The organism is Rhodococcus koreensis (assembly GCF_900105905.1).
In the GTDB taxonomy this organism is placed as follows: domain Bacteria; phylum Actinomycetota; class Actinomycetes; order Mycobacteriales; family Mycobacteriaceae; genus Rhodococcus_F; species Rhodococcus_F koreensis.
Genome location: NZ_FNSV01000005.1, coordinates 1,074,414 through 1,089,777 on the forward strand (window position 1 = coordinate 1,074,414; position 15,364 = coordinate 1,089,777).

Genomic DNA, 15,364 nt, shown 5'->3' on the forward strand with positions numbered 1-15,364 from the left:
GGGCGGATCCGGATCATGCGAAGGACTCCTCGGCCCGGCGCAGCCGCGCCAACGTGACGGCGGTGTCGAGTGCGGCCGCGCATGCCTGCCCGCCCTTGTCCTCGACGGCTCCGGGCAGGCCGCTGCGGTCGACGGCCTGCTGCTCGGTGTCCGTGGTGAGCACACCGTTCCCGACCGGGGTGCTCTCGTCCAGCGAGACCCGGGTCAGACCGGCCGTGACGGCGTCGCAGACGTATTCGAAGTGCGGGGTCCCGCCGCGGATCACGACACCGAGCGCGACGACGGCGTCGTGGCTGCGGGCGAGCGCCTGCGCGACCACGGGCAGTTCGATGGCGCCCGCGACGCGGACCAGCGTCACGTTCTTCACGTTCGCCTCGGCGGCCACCCGCTGCGCGCCGGCGATCAGCGCCTCCGAGATCTCGGCGTGCCAGCTGCCTGCGACGATGGCGAGCCGGAGGTCGCCGGCCTCCCCGAGTTGCAGCTCCGGCAGTCCCTCGCCGCTCACAGCATCTCCCCCGCTTCGAAGTCGTCGAGCCCGATCAGGTCGTGGCCCATGCGGTCGCGCTTGGTGCGCAGGTACGTCAGGTTCTCGGCGTTCGCCCGCAGCGGCATGGACACCCGCTCGGTGATCTGCAGCCCGTAGCCGTCGAGTCCGACGCGCTTGGCCGGGTTGTTGGTGAGCAGCCGCATCGAGGAGATGCCCAGGTCGACCAGGATCTGAGCGCCGATGCCGTAGTCGCGGGCGTCGGCGGGCAGGCCGAGCTCGAGGTTGGCGTCGACGGTGTCCGAGCCGGCGTCCTGCAGCTGGTAGGCCTGCAGCTTGTGCATCAGGCCGATGCCGCGGCCCTCGTGCCCGCGCATGTACAGGACCACCCCGCGGCCCTCCTGCGCGACCATGTCCAGGGCGGCGTCGAGCTGGGGACCGCAGTCGCAGCGCAGCGAACCGAACACGTCGCCGGTGAGGCACTCGGAGTGCACGCGCACCAGCACGTCGCTGCCGTCGCCGTCCGGGCCGGGCAGGTCGCCGCGGACCAGGGCCACGTGCTCGACGTCGTCGTAGATGCTCCGGTACCCGACGGCGGTGAACTCGCCGTGCCGGGTGGGGATGCGCGCGGACGCGACCCGCTCCACGTGCTTCTCGTGCTTGCGGCGCCACGCGATCAGGTCGGCGATGGAGATCAGCGCGAGGTTGTGGTCGTCGGCGAAGACCCGCAGCTCGTCGGTCTGGGCCATGTGGCCCTCGTCCTTCTGGCTGACGATCTCGCAGATCACGCCTGCGGGACGCAGGTCGGCCATCCGGGCGAGGTCGACGGCGGCCTCGGTGTGACCGGGACGGCGCAGCACGCCGCCCTCTTTGGCCCGCAGCGGCACGACGTGGCCGGGGCGGGTGAAGTCCTGGGCGCCGCTGGCCGGGTCGGCCAGCAACCGCATGGTGGCGGCGCGGTCGGACGCGGAGATGCCGGTGCCGATGCCCTCGCGGGCGTCGACGGTCACGGTGTACGCGGTGCCGTGCTTGTCCTGGTTGGTGGCGTACATGGGGGGCAGGCCGAGGCGGTCGCAGTCGGCGCCGTCGAGCGGCACACAGAGGTAGCCGGAGGTGTATCGAACCATGAAGGCAACCAACTCGGGGGTGGCTTTCTCCGCGGCGAAGATGAGGTCTCCCTCGTTCTCGCGGTCTTCGTCGTCGACGACGACGACAGCCTTGCCTGCGGCGATATCCGCAACGGCGCGCTCGATAGTGTCGAACCTGGTCACGTGCTCGGTCTCCAAAGTCTTGACTGACGCATCTTCGAATACAACGGATGCATCCGTGGGATGCTCCTCAACAGTACGACTCAGCGGCCGGCCGCTTGCAGCCGCTCCACATACTTCGCGATCACGTCGACCTCGAGGTTGACGGGCGTCCCGACGGACGCCGCCCCGAGCGTGGTCAGTTGCAGCGTGGTCGGGATGAGCGAGATCTCGAAGTATTCGGCGCCGCGTTCCCCGCCGAGCGCCGACACCGTCAGCGACACACCGTCGACCGTGATCGAACCCTTCTCCACGACGTACCGGGAGATGGCGTCCGGAAGGGCGATGCGCACGACCTCCCAGTTCTCGGACGGGCTGCGGCTGATGATGTGCCCGGTGCCGTCGACGTGGCCCTGGACGAGGTGGCCGCCGAGGCGGCTGTTCAGCGCCGCGGCCCGCTCCAGGTTGACGCGGCTGCCCACGTCGATCTTCTCCAGACTCGACCGGTTCAGCGTCTCCTGCATGACGTCCGCGGTGAAGGAGCCGTCGGCGAGCACCTCGACGACGGTCAGGCACACACCGTTCACCGCGATCGAATCGCCATGCGACGCATCGGAAGTCACGACCGGACCACGCACGGTGAACCGTGCGGCATCGGCCAGTTCCTCCTTGGCGACGATCTCACCCAACTCTTCGACGATCCCGGTGAACACTGTGGCTTCTCCTACGTTCGGTGACTGTCAGGGTTTTCGGACACTGCTGGAACCAGACTCAACAACAGATCGGGGCCGATTGTTTCGACCGACTCGTGCCGGAACCGCAGGGCGCCGTCGATCGTCTGCACACCCGCCTCCGACACCGCGGACGCACCCGCACCGAGGACCAGCGGGGCGAGGTACGCCTGGATGCGGTCGACCCGGCCCGCGGCGAGGAACGCGCCCGCCAGCCGGGGCCCGCCCTCGAGCAGCACGTCGGTGTAGTCGGCGAGCGCGGCGAGGACCTCGTCCACGTCCCGGGTGCGCAGCACCAGCGTGGGCGCCGAGTCGTCGAGGACGCGGGCGCCGGGCGGGATGTCGCCGAGTCCGACGACGACGCGCACCGGCTGGTGCGCCGCGAGCGACCCGTCGGGCGTCCGGGCCGTCAGGCGCGGGTCGTCGGCCAGCACCGTCCCCGTCCCGACCACGATCGCATCGAGTTTCGCGCGGTCGGCGTGCACGCGTTCGCGCGCCTCGGGGCCGGTGATCCACTGACTGGTGCCGTCGGCGGCCGCGCTGCGCCCGTCCAGTGTGGCCGCGTACTTCCAGGTCACGTGCGGTCGTCCGGTGCGCTGCCGGTGCAGCCAGGCCCGGAGCGGGCCGCGTTCGACGTCCTGCGCGCGCAGACCGGACGTCACTTCGACGCCCGCGGAGACGAGGGTCTCGGCGCCGCCCGCGGCCTCCGGGTTCGGGTCGCCCACCGCGTAGTGCACGGCGACCACACCGGCGTCGAGGAGCGCCCGCGAGCACGGCCCGGTGCGGCCGTGGTGGTTGCACGGTTCCAACGTGACGACGGCGGTGCCGCCGCGGGCGGCGTCCCCCGCCTCCCGCAGCGCGACGACCTCCGCGTGGGGGCCGCCCGGCGGCTGCGTCATCCCGACGCCGGCGATGCGCCCGGCGGCGTCGAGGACCACCGCGCCGACCGCCGGGTTCGGGCTGGTGAATCCGCGCGCCGACTCCGCGGCGCCGATCGCGATCTGCATCGCGGCGTCGAGGTCCGCAGCCGAATTCTCGTGCCGCACGTGGGGGTTCACGATGTGCCGGGTGCCGCTACCGCGACAGGCTCAGGTGCGGCGACGCCTTCGCGGCGCTGGCCCGCAGCGCGCGCACGGCCTCCGCGGGATCGCTCGTGCCGTAGACGGCGGAGCCGGCGACGAAGCAGTCGACGCCGGCCTCGGCGGCGGCCTCGACGGTGTCGGCGTTGATGCCGCCGTCGATCTCCACGACCAGCCGCAGCTCACCCGAGTCGACGAGGCGGCGGACGGCCTTCGCCTTCGACAGGACCTCCGGGATGAACGACTGACCACCGAAGCCGGGTTCGACGCTCATGACGAGGAGTGTGTCGAAGTCCTTCAGGATTTCCAGGTACGGCTCGATCGGCGTGCCGGGCTTGACGCTGAGGCCGGCCTTGGCGCCTGCGGCGCGGATGTCCCGGGCGACGGACCGGGGGTCGTCGGTCGCCTCGGCGTGGAACGTGACGTTGTGCGCGCCGGCCTCCGCGTAGGGCGGCGCCCAGCGGCCGGGGTCGTCGATCATGAGGTGGCAGTCGAGCGGGATGTCCGTCGCCGCGAGGAGACTCGTCACGACGGGGAGGCCGAGGGTCAGGTTGGGCACGAAATGCGCGTCCATCACGTCGACGTGCAGCCAGTCGGCACCGGCGACCGCGTCCGCCTCCTCGGCGAGACGCGCGAAATCGGCAGACAGAATGGACGGTGCGATCATCGGGGTTGCCACGCGCCGAAGTTTAGTCGTACGCGTGTGAGGGCCGGGTCACGCGGTCCATACTGGGCGCATGCCGACCTGGACGGACGTCGTGGCGATCGGTGCGTCTCTGCCGGAGGTGCAGGAGAGCACCTCGTACAACACCCCGGCACTGAAGGTGGCGGGCAAGTTGCTCGCCCGGTTGCGGGCCGAGTCGGACGGCGGCCTGGTGGTGATGTGCGACCTCGACGAGAAGGCGGCCCTGCTCGCCGAGGGCGCGCCGTTCTACACCACCGCGCACTACGACGGCCACGGTTCGATCCTCGTGGACCTCGAGAACATCGACGTCCCGCAGCTGACCGAGTTGCTCCGGGACGCCTGGCGGATCAAGGCCCCGGCGAAGCTGCGCAAGCAGTTCGACCAGATCTGACGGGTCGGCGCCCGCACACCGGCCCGGACCCTCATCGGATCGGCGTCAGACGCCGAGCTTGAGGCCCGCCCCCGCATCGACCCGGAGTTGCTGACCGGTGACGAACCGGGACTCGTCGGACGACAGGAACACCACCGCGTGCGAGATGTCCTCGGGTTCGACCCACGGGGTGGGCATCGCCTGCATGAACGGGAACGTGACCTTCGCGTCCTCGGCGGTCGGGTTTTCGAGGTCGGGGCGGAACGTGCGGAACATCGGGGGGCTCTGCAGCATGTCCGTGTTGCAGTTGGTGGGGTGGATCGCATTGACGCGGATGGACTTCGGGCCCAGGGTGAGCGCGAGCGAGTTGGTGTACGTCCACAGCATCTTCTTGGCGAGGCCGTAGCCGTCGCCTCCCGGCCCCTGCAGGGCCTGCTGGCCGTTCAGGCCGGTCTGCGGGACCAGCCCGGCCACCGACCCCGTCGCGATGATCGACGCGCCGGCGTCCAGGTGCGGGAGGGCCGAGTGAATCGTGTTGATCACACCGACGAAGTCGACGTCGAACGCATCGACGAAACCCTCGACGGGCACGTCGTTCCCGAGGGGCGCGATTCCCGCGTTGGCGACCACGACGTCGAGCCGTCCCAGCGTCGCGACCGCGGCGTCGAGTTCGCGGCGCAGCGCCGCCCGGTCGCGCACGTCCACCTTGGCGGTGACGACGCGGCGCCCCGCCTTCTCGACGAGCCGTCCCGTCTCCGCGAGGTCGGCCTCGGTGGCCAGCGGGTACCCGTTGGATGCGATGTCCTCGCAGAGGTCGAAGGCGATGATGTCGGCGCACTCGTCGGCGAGATGCACCGCATGACTACGACCCTGGCCCCGCGCCGCTCCGGTGATCAGAACGACCTTCCCCGCTACCCGATTCATCTGAAGTCCTCCACTCGCTTCGTGACGTACGTCTCTGTCGCGAGAAGAATTAGAACACGTTTCACAGTAAAAAGTGAAACAGGTTCTACCGAGTGTCGGGCGGAGGACCGGGCAGCGGGAAGGCGACCGCCTAGGGCTTGCGCAACGCGGCCATGAACATCGCGTCGGTCCCCTGCCGGTGCGGCCAGAGCTGGACGCTCGGACCGTCCCCCAGACCCGGCACCCCGGGAACGAGCTCACGCGTGTCGAGCGCCGTGAGCCCGTGGCGCCGCACCGCGTCCGCGACCACGGCCACCGTCTCGGACAGGTGCGGCGAACATGTCGCGTACAGGATCACGCCACCCGGGCGAACCAGCTCGGCGGCCGACGCGAGGAGTTCCCGCTGCAGTTTCGCGAGCCCCGCCACGTCCGACGGCTGCCGGCGCCACCGCGCCTCCGGACGTCGGCGCAGCGCACCCAGTCCGGTGCACGGCGCGTCGACCAGGATGCGGTCGAACCCGCCCTCCAGCCCGGGATCGCGGCCGTCGGCGACGTGCACGTCGACCGGAAGTTCCTTCGTCGTCTTGCGGATCAGGTCCGCGCGGTGCGCCACGGGCTCCACGGCGTCGAGACGCCCGCCCTCGATCCCGGCGAGCGCGCCGAGCAGGGCGGCCTTGCCGCCGGGGCCCGCGCACAGGTCGAGCCACCGGCCGGTGTCCGGGCCGTCCAGCGGCGCCAGCGACAGTGCCCGGGCGACGAGCTGGCTGCCCTCGTCCTGCACTCCGGCGAGTCCCTCGCGGACCGCGTCGAGCAGACCCGGGTCGCCGCCGTCCAGGTAGACGGCATACGGCGAGTACCGGCCCACCTCGCCGCCGGTGGCGAGCGCGAGTTCCTCCGACGAGATCTCCCCCGGGCGGGCGACGAGATGCACCGCGGGCCGCGCGTCGTCGGCGACGAGCACGTCCTCGAGTTCCCCGGCGTCGGCGCCGAGCGCGTCCGCGAACACCTGCGCGATCCACGTGGGGTGCGCGTGCTCGAACGCCAGCCGGCCCACCGGGTCGGCCGGGGCGAGACGCTCCACCCACTCCGCCTCCGACCGCTCCGACACCCGGCGCAGCACGGCGTTGACGAACCCCGCCTTCCCCGGACCGGCCTCCGCACGGACCAGGTCGACGGAGGTGGCGACGGCGGCGTGCGGGGCGACGCGGGTGCGCAGCAGCTGGTAGGCGCCCAATTGGAGAACGTCGAGGAGCGGTCCGTCGATCTCGGCGATCGGCCTGCCCGCGCAGTCAGCGATCACGGCGTCGAGGAGCCCTCGGGCACGGGCGGCGCCGTAGGCCAGTTCCGTGGCGAGGGCGGCGTCGCGTCCGTCCAGGCGCCGCTCACGCAACAGCCCGGGCAGGACGAGGTTGGCGTAGGCGTCGCGTTCCCGGACGGCGCGCAGCACGTCCCTCGCGGCGAGCCGTGGCTGGTCGAGTCCGGACTGGGACGCGTCGGGGCGGCGCGCCTGACGGGGGCGGTTGTTGCGGCCCCCCGAGCCGGACTGGCCGCGACGTGCGGGCCTTCTGGATTCGCTCACTGTGCCCATACCTCCGCGTCGAGTCGTGCGCCTCGCGCCCAGTCCAGGGCGGCCATCTGTTTCTTGCCCTGCGGCTGGACGCGGTCGAGCCGCACCGCCACCGTGGACGTCCCGATCAGAAATCCGGACTTGGTCACGGAGATCTCCCCCGGCTCCAGTCGCTCGTCCGTCACGGTGACCGGGCCGACCTTGACGCGCAGATCACCGATCGTCGTCCAGGCGCCGGGCGCGGGGGTCACCGACCGGACGTGCCGGTCCACCACCGCAGCCGTTCTGTCCCACCGGATCCGAGCCGCCTCGACCGTCACCTTGGCGGCGTGCGAGACCCCCTCGGCCGGTTGCGGGACCGCGGTGATCGCGCCGTCCTCGATCCCGTCGAGGACCGACTCCAGGAGCACGGCGCCGCTGTCGGCGAGGCGTCCGAGGAGGTCGCCCGCGGTGTCGGTGTCGCGGATCCGCTCGGTGACCACCCCGTAGACCGGGCCGGTGTCCATCCCCGCCTCCAACCGGAACGCGCTCGCACCCGTCATGTCGTCGCCCGCGCCGATCGCGGCCTGCACGGGGGCGGCCCCGCGCCACGCCGGCAACAGCGAGAAGTGCAGGTTCACCCAGCCGTGGGCCGGGATGTCGAGCACCTTCTGCGGCAGCAGCGCCCCGTAGGCGACGACGGGCGCGCAGTCGGGTGCGAGGTCCGTGAGGCGCGCCAGGAACTCCGGTTCCGTGGGCCGCTCCGGAGTGAGCACCTCGATGCCGTGAGAGTCGGCGAGCGCGCCGATCGGTGAGCGGACCACCTTACGTCCACGTCCGGCGACCGCGTCGGGACGCGTGATCACCGCCACGACGTCGTGGCGCGGCGAACGGATCAGTCGCTCGAGTGAGGGAACGGCGGGCTCGGGAGTTCCGGCGAAGACTATGCGCACGCCGGCGACCCACACGACGGACGGTGGACCGCTGCGCGGGCCGAAACGGTACTCACGAAGAAAGCTCCCCTTGGATCGACGATGTGCCGACCAGTCTAGGGAGTCGCACACGGGCCATGACACTCGGCGAAGCGATTCCGCGGAACCGCCCACAGCGACGGCGGACGGGTATTGACTGTTCTGAGGCCGGCGCGAACGGTCGGGCCGGTGTCCCGTTTTCGAACCTCTGGAGGTAACGATGGCAGGAATCGAGAGCAAGTTCGACAAGGCGTACGAGACGAAACCGATCGAAGAATTGGCAGGCGCCCCCGTCGCCGCCCTGCAGGGCGTGAGCGATTCCGACGCCGAACACCTGGCGGCCGCCTTCAACATCAAGACCGTGAAGGACCTCGGCACCAACAAGTACTTCCTGTGGGCGCAGGCCGTCGCGAAACTGGCGGAGTAGCAGCCACACACGAGAGGCGGGGAGCCGTGCACTGCACGGCTCCCCGCCTCTGTCCCTGAGGGCTAGCGGTTGCCGTCGACGACGACCTCCGGGATACCCGCACCGATCGGCACGAACTCGCAGCGAGCGAGCGCAACCGCATCCGGATCGAGTGCCGCACGGACCAGGTCGAGCGCGAACGGATCGTAGGGTGCCCGGAAGTGCCCGGTGCCGTCCTCGGGGCATCGATCCTGGATCAGGATGTTGACCGCCCCGGCGCCGCGGAGCGCCATGTTCGTGTACGGCTGGATCATCTCGTCGTACCGCGACCCGATCGTCGTGTACGAGACGCCGGGCACGGTGTCGCCGCCCGCGTTGAGGGCGTTCATGAACGGCGAGCCCTGCATCTGCTGGCTGACGGCGACCGACGTCACCGTGCGGGCGAAGTCCGGGCCACCGGGCAGCGCCTGCACGACCGGAACGAGGCCGTACATCACTCCCCCATAGCTGGGCGACGCCAGTCCGACCCAGTGGTCGACGAACGGAACACCGCCGAGTTTGTTGACGTAGTACCTCGTGACGTTCGCGCCCTGCGAATAACCGACGACGTCGACCTTGTCGGCGCCGGTCGCATCGCGGACCCGGTCGACGAACCGGCCGAACTCACCCGCGCTCGCGACGATGTCCTCGGTCCCGAACGAATCGGCGCCCGGCGCGCCGCCGTAGTTGAGGGCGAAGACGCAGTATCCGTCCGCGGCGAGGATCGGCGACAGGGCGGCCCAGTCCGCGTACGCGCTGGCGTCGGTGCCGTGTGCGAGCACGACCGGCTCGGGGTGGTCCGCGGAGGGCGTACACGTGAAGTCGTTCGATCCGGCGGGTGCGCTGCCCGGGTGGTCGTGCGCGTACGCAGCGGCGGCACTACGACCGGTCTGGGGAAGCCCGGCGCCGGCGGGCACGACGAGTGAGGGCGGGGAGGCGTCGTCCGCGTGGGCGGTGGACACTGCGCCGGACATCAGCAGGACGACACCCGCGACGACCGCACCGGCACCCCGAAACCTCATGATCTCTCCCGACTTCACTGAGACATTGCTGTGAACCTTCCCAGAATGTGCACGCGCTGTCGCGTCGAGCCGGCGGGTCCGCGGCGGGGTGCGGCGCCCTACGAGTCGGTGGCATCCTTGCCGGCTTCGCTCTGATCGTCTTCTGCGAGAAGGCGATACAACGAACGCCGCGCTTCGGTGAGAATCTCGCCTGCCCGCCGGACCTGTTCGTCGTCACCGACCGCGGCGACCTGCCCCGCAGCGCCCATCAGCAGCCCGATCAGGCCCCGCAAGTCCTCGGCCGGCCTGCCGACGCTCTCCCGCACGTCGTCCCACGGGGTGCCGAGTTCGGTCTTGTTCGCCTCGACGAAGGCCTTGCCCTCGTCCGTGAGGCGCGCGGTCTTGCGGCCCGCCACCTTTTCGATGAGCACCAGACCTTCGTCCTCGAGCTGCGACAGCGCAGGATAGATCGAACCGGGACTGGGCTTCCACACCCCGTCGCTGCGTTCGACGATCTGCTGGATCAGCTCGTAGCCGTGCATCGGCTGCTCGGTGAGCAGCAGCAGGATCGCGGAGCGGACATCGCCGCGCCGTCCCCTGCCACCCCGCCCGCGTCCGCGGCCGAAGTGCATTCCGGGCCCGAAGCCCGGACCGCCCTCGGGGCCGAAGCCGCCTCGGCGGTGTCCGTGACGGTGCGGCCCGTCGGGCCGTGCCATCCGTTCGCGTCCGAATCGTTCCCGTCGGGAACCTCTGTGTTCGAAATGGAAGTCTTCCATCATCAGCCTCCTTCTGTATCGCTGATGCATCAACGATATATCGTCAATTGCGACGCGACAAGGCCCCTTTTCTGTGACGGCGGTCAACTACCCGATGCGAATGGGGTCGATCTGTACCCGCGCGGGCTGCGAATCCTTCCGCGCACTGCGCACCGACTGCGCCTCGCCCAGCGCCTTGGCCAGCGGTTTCCCCTCCCCGCGGGGCACCCGGATCAGCATGCGCTCCACCTCCGCCGGCTCCGGCGCGTCACCGGAGAACGGCAGCCGCTCCCCGGCAGGCAGCTCGACCGGGCCGAGCAATTCGGCGTTCGCAGGCAGATCGGCGAGGTCCAGGAGGTCGGCGATCGCCTTCGCGCTGCCGTCGATCGCCGCGAGATGGATAGCGGGCGGAAATCCGACCTCGGCCCGCTCCTCGTACTGCGCACGCGCGTGACCGACCGGATCCCAGCGGACCAGCGCCTGCACCGTCGGAATGCCCGAATCGGCGACCACGACCACCTGACCGCCGTCGGCGAACGAGCGCACGAGCGACGACGCCGTCATCCACCGCCGCATCGTCTCCTCGGCGGCACGCAGATCGGGGCGGCCCAGGAGCGCCCAGCCGTCGAGCAGCAATGCCGCGCCGTAACCGCCCGGCATCACCGGTTCCGCCCCGACCGTCGACACCACGAGGGTCGGGCCCTGCTTCACTTCGTCGACGACGTCCGACCCTCCGGACATCCGCACGGCGACCCCGGGGAAGGCACGACCGAGTTCCTCGGCGGTGCGTCCCGCGCCGACCACGACGGCCCGCAGCGCCCGCGCTCCGCACGCGTGGCAGCGATGTGCGGCGTCGGCGACGCCGCACCACCGGCACGCGGGTGTTCCCGCCCCGTCCGGACCGGCCGCGGACGGCAACGTGAGCGGTCCGTTGCATCGCCGGCACCGCGCGGGCGCCCGGCACTTGCCGCACGCGAGGCTGGGGACGTAGCCGCGCCGGGGGACCTGGACCAGCACTCCCCGGCCGGCGCCGAGAGCCTCCCGGGCGGCGGCGAAGGCGATGGCGGGCAACCGGGCGGCCCGCGCTCCGGGGTCGCGGGCCAGGGCGTGGTCGCTGTCCGCGAGTGCGGTGATCTTCGGGGCGGCCGCCCGCACGGAGTCCCGGGAGGCCACGAGGTCGTGCGCCCAGCCCGAGTCGACCAGGGCCTGGGCCTCCGCGGTGCGCGCGTGCCCGGCCAGCACCACCGCACACCCACTGGCGTACGCGCGGAGCAGCGCCACCTCGCGGGCGTGCGGGTACGGTGCGCGCGGTTCGGAATGGTTGTCGTCCCCGTCGTCCCACACCACGATCAGTCCGGTGCGCGGCGTCGGCGCGAACACCGAACTCCGGGTCCCGACGACGACCCTGGCGGTTCCGCGGAGCGCCGCCAGCCAACGCCGGTAGCGCAGGGCGGGCCCGAGACCTGCGGCGAGTCCGACGACGGCGTCCTTGCCCAGCAGCGTCTCCACGGCAGCGACCACCCGGTCGAGGTCGCGCTGGTCGGGGACCACGACGACGGTGCTCGCCCCGGTGGCGGCGACGAGCCCGGACAGTTCGGCGAGACGCGCCGGCCAGTCCTCGCCGGGGAGTGCCTGCCACACCGCGCGGGGGGCGCGCCCCTCGGACAGCGCCGTCAGGAAAGCGGCGCCGTGGACGTACCGGTCCCACGCGTCGGTGGCGATCGCGGTGCCGGACGCCTCGGGCGGTTCGGACGCGGCCTCGGACTCCACCCGCGCGTGCCTCGGCGGAATCGCGAGCCGCAGGACGTCGGCACGGGTTCCGGCGTAGCGGCCGGCGACGAGGTCGACGACCCGGGTGATCTCCTCGGTCAGTACCCGCTCCGGTGAGATCACCCGTTCGAGCCAGCCGAACCGGCCCTGATGGTCGCTCGTCGCGGTGCGGGCCACGACGAATCCGTCGACGAGGCGCCCGGCGAACCGGATGCGGACCCGGACCCCGGGCTGCGCCTGCTCGTCGAGGTCCTTCGGCACGAGGTAGTCGAACTCGCGGTCGAGGTGCGCGAGCGGAAGCAGCGGCAGCACCCGGGCAACCGGGTCGACTTCCGCCGCGACCTTGTCCGCGCTCACGCGGCGGCCCCTACCGCAGCGGCGCCCGCCGCGCCGTGACTACCGATCAGAGGCCTGCGGCTGCCCGCAGCTTCTCCGCCCGGTCGATGCTCTCCCACGGGAGGTCGATGTCGGTGCGACCGAAGTGACCGTACGCCGCGGTCTGCGCGTAGATCGGGCGCAGCAGGTCGAGGTCGCGGATGATGGCGCCCGGACGCAGATCGAACGTCTCGGTGATGGCCTGCTGGATCCGAACCGGATCCGTCTTCTCGGTTCCGAACGTCTCGACGAACAGGCCGACGGGCGCCGCCTTGCCGATCGCGTACGCCACCTGGACCTCGATCCGGTCCGCGAGACCCGCCGCGACCGCGTTCTTGGCCACCCAGCGCATGGCGTAGGCCGCCGACCGGTCGACCTTCGACGGGTCCTTGCCGGAGAACGCGCCGCCGCCGTGGCGGGCCATGCCGCCGTAGGTGTCGACGATGATCTTGCGGCCGGTCAACCCGGCGTCGCCCATCGGGCCGCCGAGCACGAACTTGCCGGTCGGGTTGACGAGCAGGCGGATGTCCGAGACGTCGAGTTCGGGCATGTCGATCTCCGCGAGAACCGAACCGAGCACCTTCTCCCGCAAATCCGGGGTGAGCAGGTTGTCGAGGTCGATGTCGGCGGCGTGCTGCGTCGAGATGACCACGGTGTCGAGGCGCACCGCCTTGTCACCGTCGTATTCGATGGTGACCTGGGTCTTGCCGTCCGGACGCAGGTACGGCAGGACCCCCGACTTGCGGACCTCGGTGAGTCGACGCGACAGCCGGTGCGCCAGCGCGATCGGCAGCGGCATCAGTTCCGGGGTGTCGGTGGTGGCGAACCCGAACATCAGTCCCTGGTCGCCCGCGCCCTGACGGTCGATCTCGTCGTCACTCAGTTCGCCGGTGCGAACCTCGTGCGAGTGGTCGACGCCCTGGGCGATCTCCGGGGACTGCGCCCCGATCGCCACATTGACGCCGCAGGAGTTGCCGTCGAAGCCCTTGGCCGAGGAGTCGTACCCGATCTCGAGCACGGTGTCGCGCACGATCTTGGGGATGTCGGCGTAGGCGGTGGTCGTCACCTCACCGGCGACGTGGACCTGTCCGGTGGTCACCAGCGTCTCGACGGCGACGCGGGCACGCGGGTCGTCGGTGAGGAGCGCGTCGAGGATGGAGTCGCTGATCGCATCACAAATCTTGTCCGGGTGCCCCTCGGTCACAGACTCACTGGTGAATAGCCGACTACCGGACTGGCTCACAGAATTCCCTCTCGACAGTTGTCCTGAACAGCACGTGAAAACAGCTTAGCTGCGTAATACAACGAACGACCCTAGCGCCACCCCGGCGGGAGTGACCACCCTTCGAATCACCGAAACTCTGCCGGATATTCCGTCAGAGTGTCCGGCAAAGCTGGCCGACGGCGTCGAGCACCCGACTCGCCATCAACGCCTTCGATCCGTGCTCGAGCGCGGACTCGGAGCCGTCGGCTCCGAGCAGCCAGCCGTCGTTGTGGTCGACCTCGAACGCCTTGCCCTCACCGACCGCGTTGACGACGAGGAGGTCGCAGCCCTTCCGGGCGAGCTTGGCCCGTGCATACGTGAGGACGTCGCCGTCGGCGTCGCCGGTCTCGGCCGCGAATCCGACGATCACGGTCTTCGCCGGGATCTCGCCGTCCCTCCGGGACTGCACCAGGCCGGCGAGGATGTCCTCGTTCTTGGTGAGTGCGATCGAGTCGGGCTCACCCGCGCCCTTCTTGATCTTGCTCGCCACCGTCGTCGTCGGCCGGAAGTCGGCGACGGCCGCGGCCATGATCACCGCGTCGAACCCGGGCGCGTGCTTGGCGACGGCGACCCGCATGTCTTCCGCGGTGCGCACGTGCATCATGTCGACGGCGGCCGGGTCGGCGAGGCCGGCGGTGTACCCGGAGACGAGGGTGACCTCGGCCCCGCGCTGCACGGCGAGCCGCGCGATGGCGTACCCCTGCTTGCCCGAACTGCGGTTCCCGAGGAACCGCACCGGGTCGAGCGGTTCCCGGGTGCCGCCCGCGGACACGAGGACCCGCCGGCCCTCGAGGTCACGGGGCAGCGCGTCGGGACGCTCGACCAGCAAGGACGCCAATCCGACGATCTCGTCGGGTTCGGGCAGCCTGCCTGCGCCGGTGTCCTTGCCGGTGAGGCGGCCGGATGCGGGTTCGATGACGGTCACGCCGCGGTCGCGCAGCGTGGCGACGTTGGCGACGGTGGCCGGGTGCTCCCACATCTCCGTGTGCATCGCCGGTGCGAACACGACGGGACATCGCGCGGTGAGCAGCGTCGCGGTGAGCAGGTCGTCCGCGCGTCCCGCCACGGCCCGCGCCATGAGGTCGGCGGTGGCGGGCGCGATGACGACGAGGTCCGCTTCCTGCCCGAGACGCACATGCGGGACCTGCGGAACGTCGGTGAACACACCCGTGTGCACGGGGTTGCCCGACAGCGCCTCGAACGTCGCCTTGCCGACGAACTCGAGCGCGGACTCCGTCGGGATGACCCGCACGTGGTGTCCGGCCTGGGTGAAGGCGCGGATGACGGCGCAGCTCTTGTACGCGGCGATGCCGCCGCCGACACCGACGACGATCCGCTTGCGCGCCCCCGAGGGCCCCGGTTCCGGTGAATCCGTCACGCGCCCGGAGTCCGGGCCCGCTGCCTGGTCAGGCACTGCAGGTCCTCCGCTCACTCGCCTTCGGTGTGCTCGAGAAGATCGGAGTGGATCTCACGCAGCGCGATCGACAGCGGCTTCTCCTGCAGGCCCGGCTCCACGAGGGGGCCGACGTACTCGAGGATGCCGTCGCCGAGCTGGTTGTAGTAGTCGTTGATCTGACGCGCACGCTTGGCCGCGTAGATCACCAGCGCGTACTTCGACGACGTGCGAGCGAGAAGCTCGTCGATCGGAGGGTTGGTGATGCCGAGCGGGGTGTCGTAAGCCGGCAGGGCGCCGTGGCTGGGTGTTGCGGACGCTGCTGCGGGGGTGCTGCTCACTCGG

16 protein-coding genes are annotated in these 15,364 nt (G+C 70.9%); 2 read left to right on the top strand and 14 right to left on the bottom strand.

The window, feature by feature from the left end; all coding sequences use genetic code 11:
* Nucleotides 1-13 precede the first annotated feature (13 nt).
* The 5 genes from ribH to rpe form a co-directional block, all read right to left on the bottom strand.
* Nucleotides 14-505 carry a 6,7-dimethyl-8-ribityllumazine synthase gene (gene ribH, locus BLV94_RS09635; protein WP_072942117.1) on the bottom strand — a complete coding sequence of 164 codons (492 nt, stop codon included), beginning with the start codon at nucleotides 503-505 and terminating at the stop codon, nucleotides 14-16.
* Nucleotides 502-1,755: a bifunctional 3,4-dihydroxy-2-butanone-4-phosphate synthase/GTP cyclohydrolase II gene (locus tag BLV94_RS09640; RefSeq protein WP_072942447.1), complete on the bottom strand. Its 1,254-nt coding sequence runs from the start codon at nucleotides 1,753-1,755 to the stop codon at nucleotides 502-504. Before BLV94_RS09640 ends, ribH begins: the two co-directional genes overlap by 4 nt.
* An 80-nt stretch (nucleotides 1,756-1,835) precedes the next feature.
* Nucleotides 1,836-2,444 carry a riboflavin synthase gene (locus BLV94_RS09645; protein WP_072942119.1) on the bottom strand — a complete coding sequence of 203 codons (609 nt, stop codon included), beginning with the start codon at nucleotides 2,442-2,444 and terminating at the stop codon, nucleotides 1,836-1,838.
* 11 nt (nucleotides 2,445-2,455) lie between these two features.
* The gene (gene ribD / locus BLV94_RS09650) at nucleotides 2,456-3,508 is read right to left on the bottom strand and encodes a bifunctional diaminohydroxyphosphoribosylaminopyrimidine deaminase/5-amino-6-(5-phosphoribosylamino)uracil reductase RibD (RefSeq protein ID WP_072942120.1); all 1,053 of its coding nucleotides are present in this window, start codon (nucleotides 3,506-3,508) and stop codon (nucleotides 2,456-2,458) included.
* A gap of 28 nt (nucleotides 3,509-3,536) precedes the next feature.
* Nucleotides 3,537-4,220, bottom strand: coding sequence for a ribulose-phosphate 3-epimerase (gene rpe, locus BLV94_RS09655; protein WP_072942121.1), 684 nt, complete (start codon nucleotides 4,218-4,220; stop codon nucleotides 3,537-3,539).
* A gap of 58 nt (nucleotides 4,221-4,278) precedes the next feature.
* On the opposite strand from rpe, the gene BLV94_RS09660 reads away from it, so the two are divergent.
* Nucleotides 4,279-4,617, top strand: a complete 339-nt coding sequence (locus BLV94_RS09660) for an MmcQ/YjbR family DNA-binding protein (protein ID WP_072942122.1) — start codon at nucleotides 4,279-4,281, stop codon at nucleotides 4,615-4,617.
* A gap of 45 nt (nucleotides 4,618-4,662) precedes the next feature.
* Here the strand turns inward: BLV94_RS09660 and BLV94_RS09665 are convergent, their stop codons facing one another.
* The 3 genes from BLV94_RS09665 to fmt all read right to left on the bottom strand — a co-directional run bounded on the left by BLV94_RS09665 (nucleotide 4,663) and on the right by fmt (nucleotide 7,998).
* Nucleotides 4,663-5,520 (bottom strand): mycofactocin-coupled SDR family oxidoreductase, encoded by an 858-nt coding sequence (locus BLV94_RS09665; protein ID WP_072942123.1) that lies wholly within the window; start codon nucleotides 5,518-5,520, stop codon nucleotides 4,663-4,665.
* 130 nt (nucleotides 5,521-5,650) lie between these two features.
* Nucleotides 5,651-7,078 (bottom strand): RsmB/NOP family class I SAM-dependent RNA methyltransferase, encoded by a 1,428-nt coding sequence (locus tag BLV94_RS09670; protein WP_072942449.1) that lies wholly within the window; start codon nucleotides 7,076-7,078, stop codon nucleotides 5,651-5,653.
* Nucleotides 7,075-7,998 (bottom strand): methionyl-tRNA formyltransferase, encoded by a 924-nt coding sequence (gene fmt, locus BLV94_RS09675; RefSeq protein ID WP_072942448.1) that lies wholly within the window; start codon nucleotides 7,996-7,998, stop codon nucleotides 7,075-7,077. The genes BLV94_RS09670 and fmt overlap by 4 nt, the downstream gene beginning before the upstream one ends.
* Nucleotides 7,999-8,236: 238 nt before the next feature.
* Here fmt and BLV94_RS09680 point away from each other — a divergent pair, with 238 nt between their 5' ends.
* The gene (locus BLV94_RS09680; protein ID WP_072942124.1) at nucleotides 8,237-8,443 is read left to right on the top strand and encodes a hypothetical protein; all 207 of its coding nucleotides are present in this window, start codon (nucleotides 8,237-8,239) and stop codon (nucleotides 8,441-8,443) included.
* 62 nt (nucleotides 8,444-8,505) lie between these two features.
* On the opposite strand, the gene BLV94_RS09685 is transcribed toward BLV94_RS09680, so the two are convergent.
* The 6 genes from BLV94_RS09685 to rpoZ all read right to left on the bottom strand — a co-directional run bounded on the left by BLV94_RS09685 (nucleotide 8,506) and on the right by rpoZ (nucleotide 15,360).
* Complete coding sequence (locus BLV94_RS09685; RefSeq protein ID WP_072942450.1) at nucleotides 8,506-9,483, bottom strand: esterase/lipase family protein; 978 nt, start codon at nucleotides 9,481-9,483, stop codon at nucleotides 8,506-8,508.
* A gap of 98 nt (nucleotides 9,484-9,581) precedes the next feature.
* Nucleotides 9,582-10,238 (bottom strand): PadR family transcriptional regulator, encoded by a 657-nt coding sequence (locus BLV94_RS09690; protein WP_072942126.1) that lies wholly within the window; start codon nucleotides 10,236-10,238, stop codon nucleotides 9,582-9,584.
* An 87-nt stretch (nucleotides 10,239-10,325) separates the two neighbouring features.
* Nucleotides 10,326-12,344: a primosomal protein N' gene (locus BLV94_RS09695; protein WP_174705491.1), complete on the bottom strand. Its 2,019-nt coding sequence runs from the start codon at nucleotides 12,342-12,344 to the stop codon at nucleotides 10,326-10,328.
* A gap of 46 nt (nucleotides 12,345-12,390) precedes the next feature.
* Complete coding sequence (gene metK, locus BLV94_RS09700; protein WP_072942128.1) at nucleotides 12,391-13,605, bottom strand: methionine adenosyltransferase; 1,215 nt, start codon at nucleotides 13,603-13,605, stop codon at nucleotides 12,391-12,393.
* 133 nt (nucleotides 13,606-13,738) lie between these two features.
* A complete protein-coding gene (coaBC, locus tag BLV94_RS09705) occupies nucleotides 13,739-15,040 on the bottom strand; it encodes a bifunctional phosphopantothenoylcysteine decarboxylase/phosphopantothenate--cysteine ligase CoaBC (RefSeq protein ID WP_072942130.1) in 1,302 nt (433 codons plus the stop codon).
* Between the two features lie 14 nt (nucleotides 15,041-15,054).
* Nucleotides 15,055-15,360, bottom strand: coding sequence for a DNA-directed RNA polymerase subunit omega (rpoZ, locus tag BLV94_RS09710; RefSeq protein ID WP_009480427.1), 306 nt, complete (start codon nucleotides 15,358-15,360; stop codon nucleotides 15,055-15,057).
* Nucleotides 15,361-15,364 lie beyond the last annotated feature (4 nt).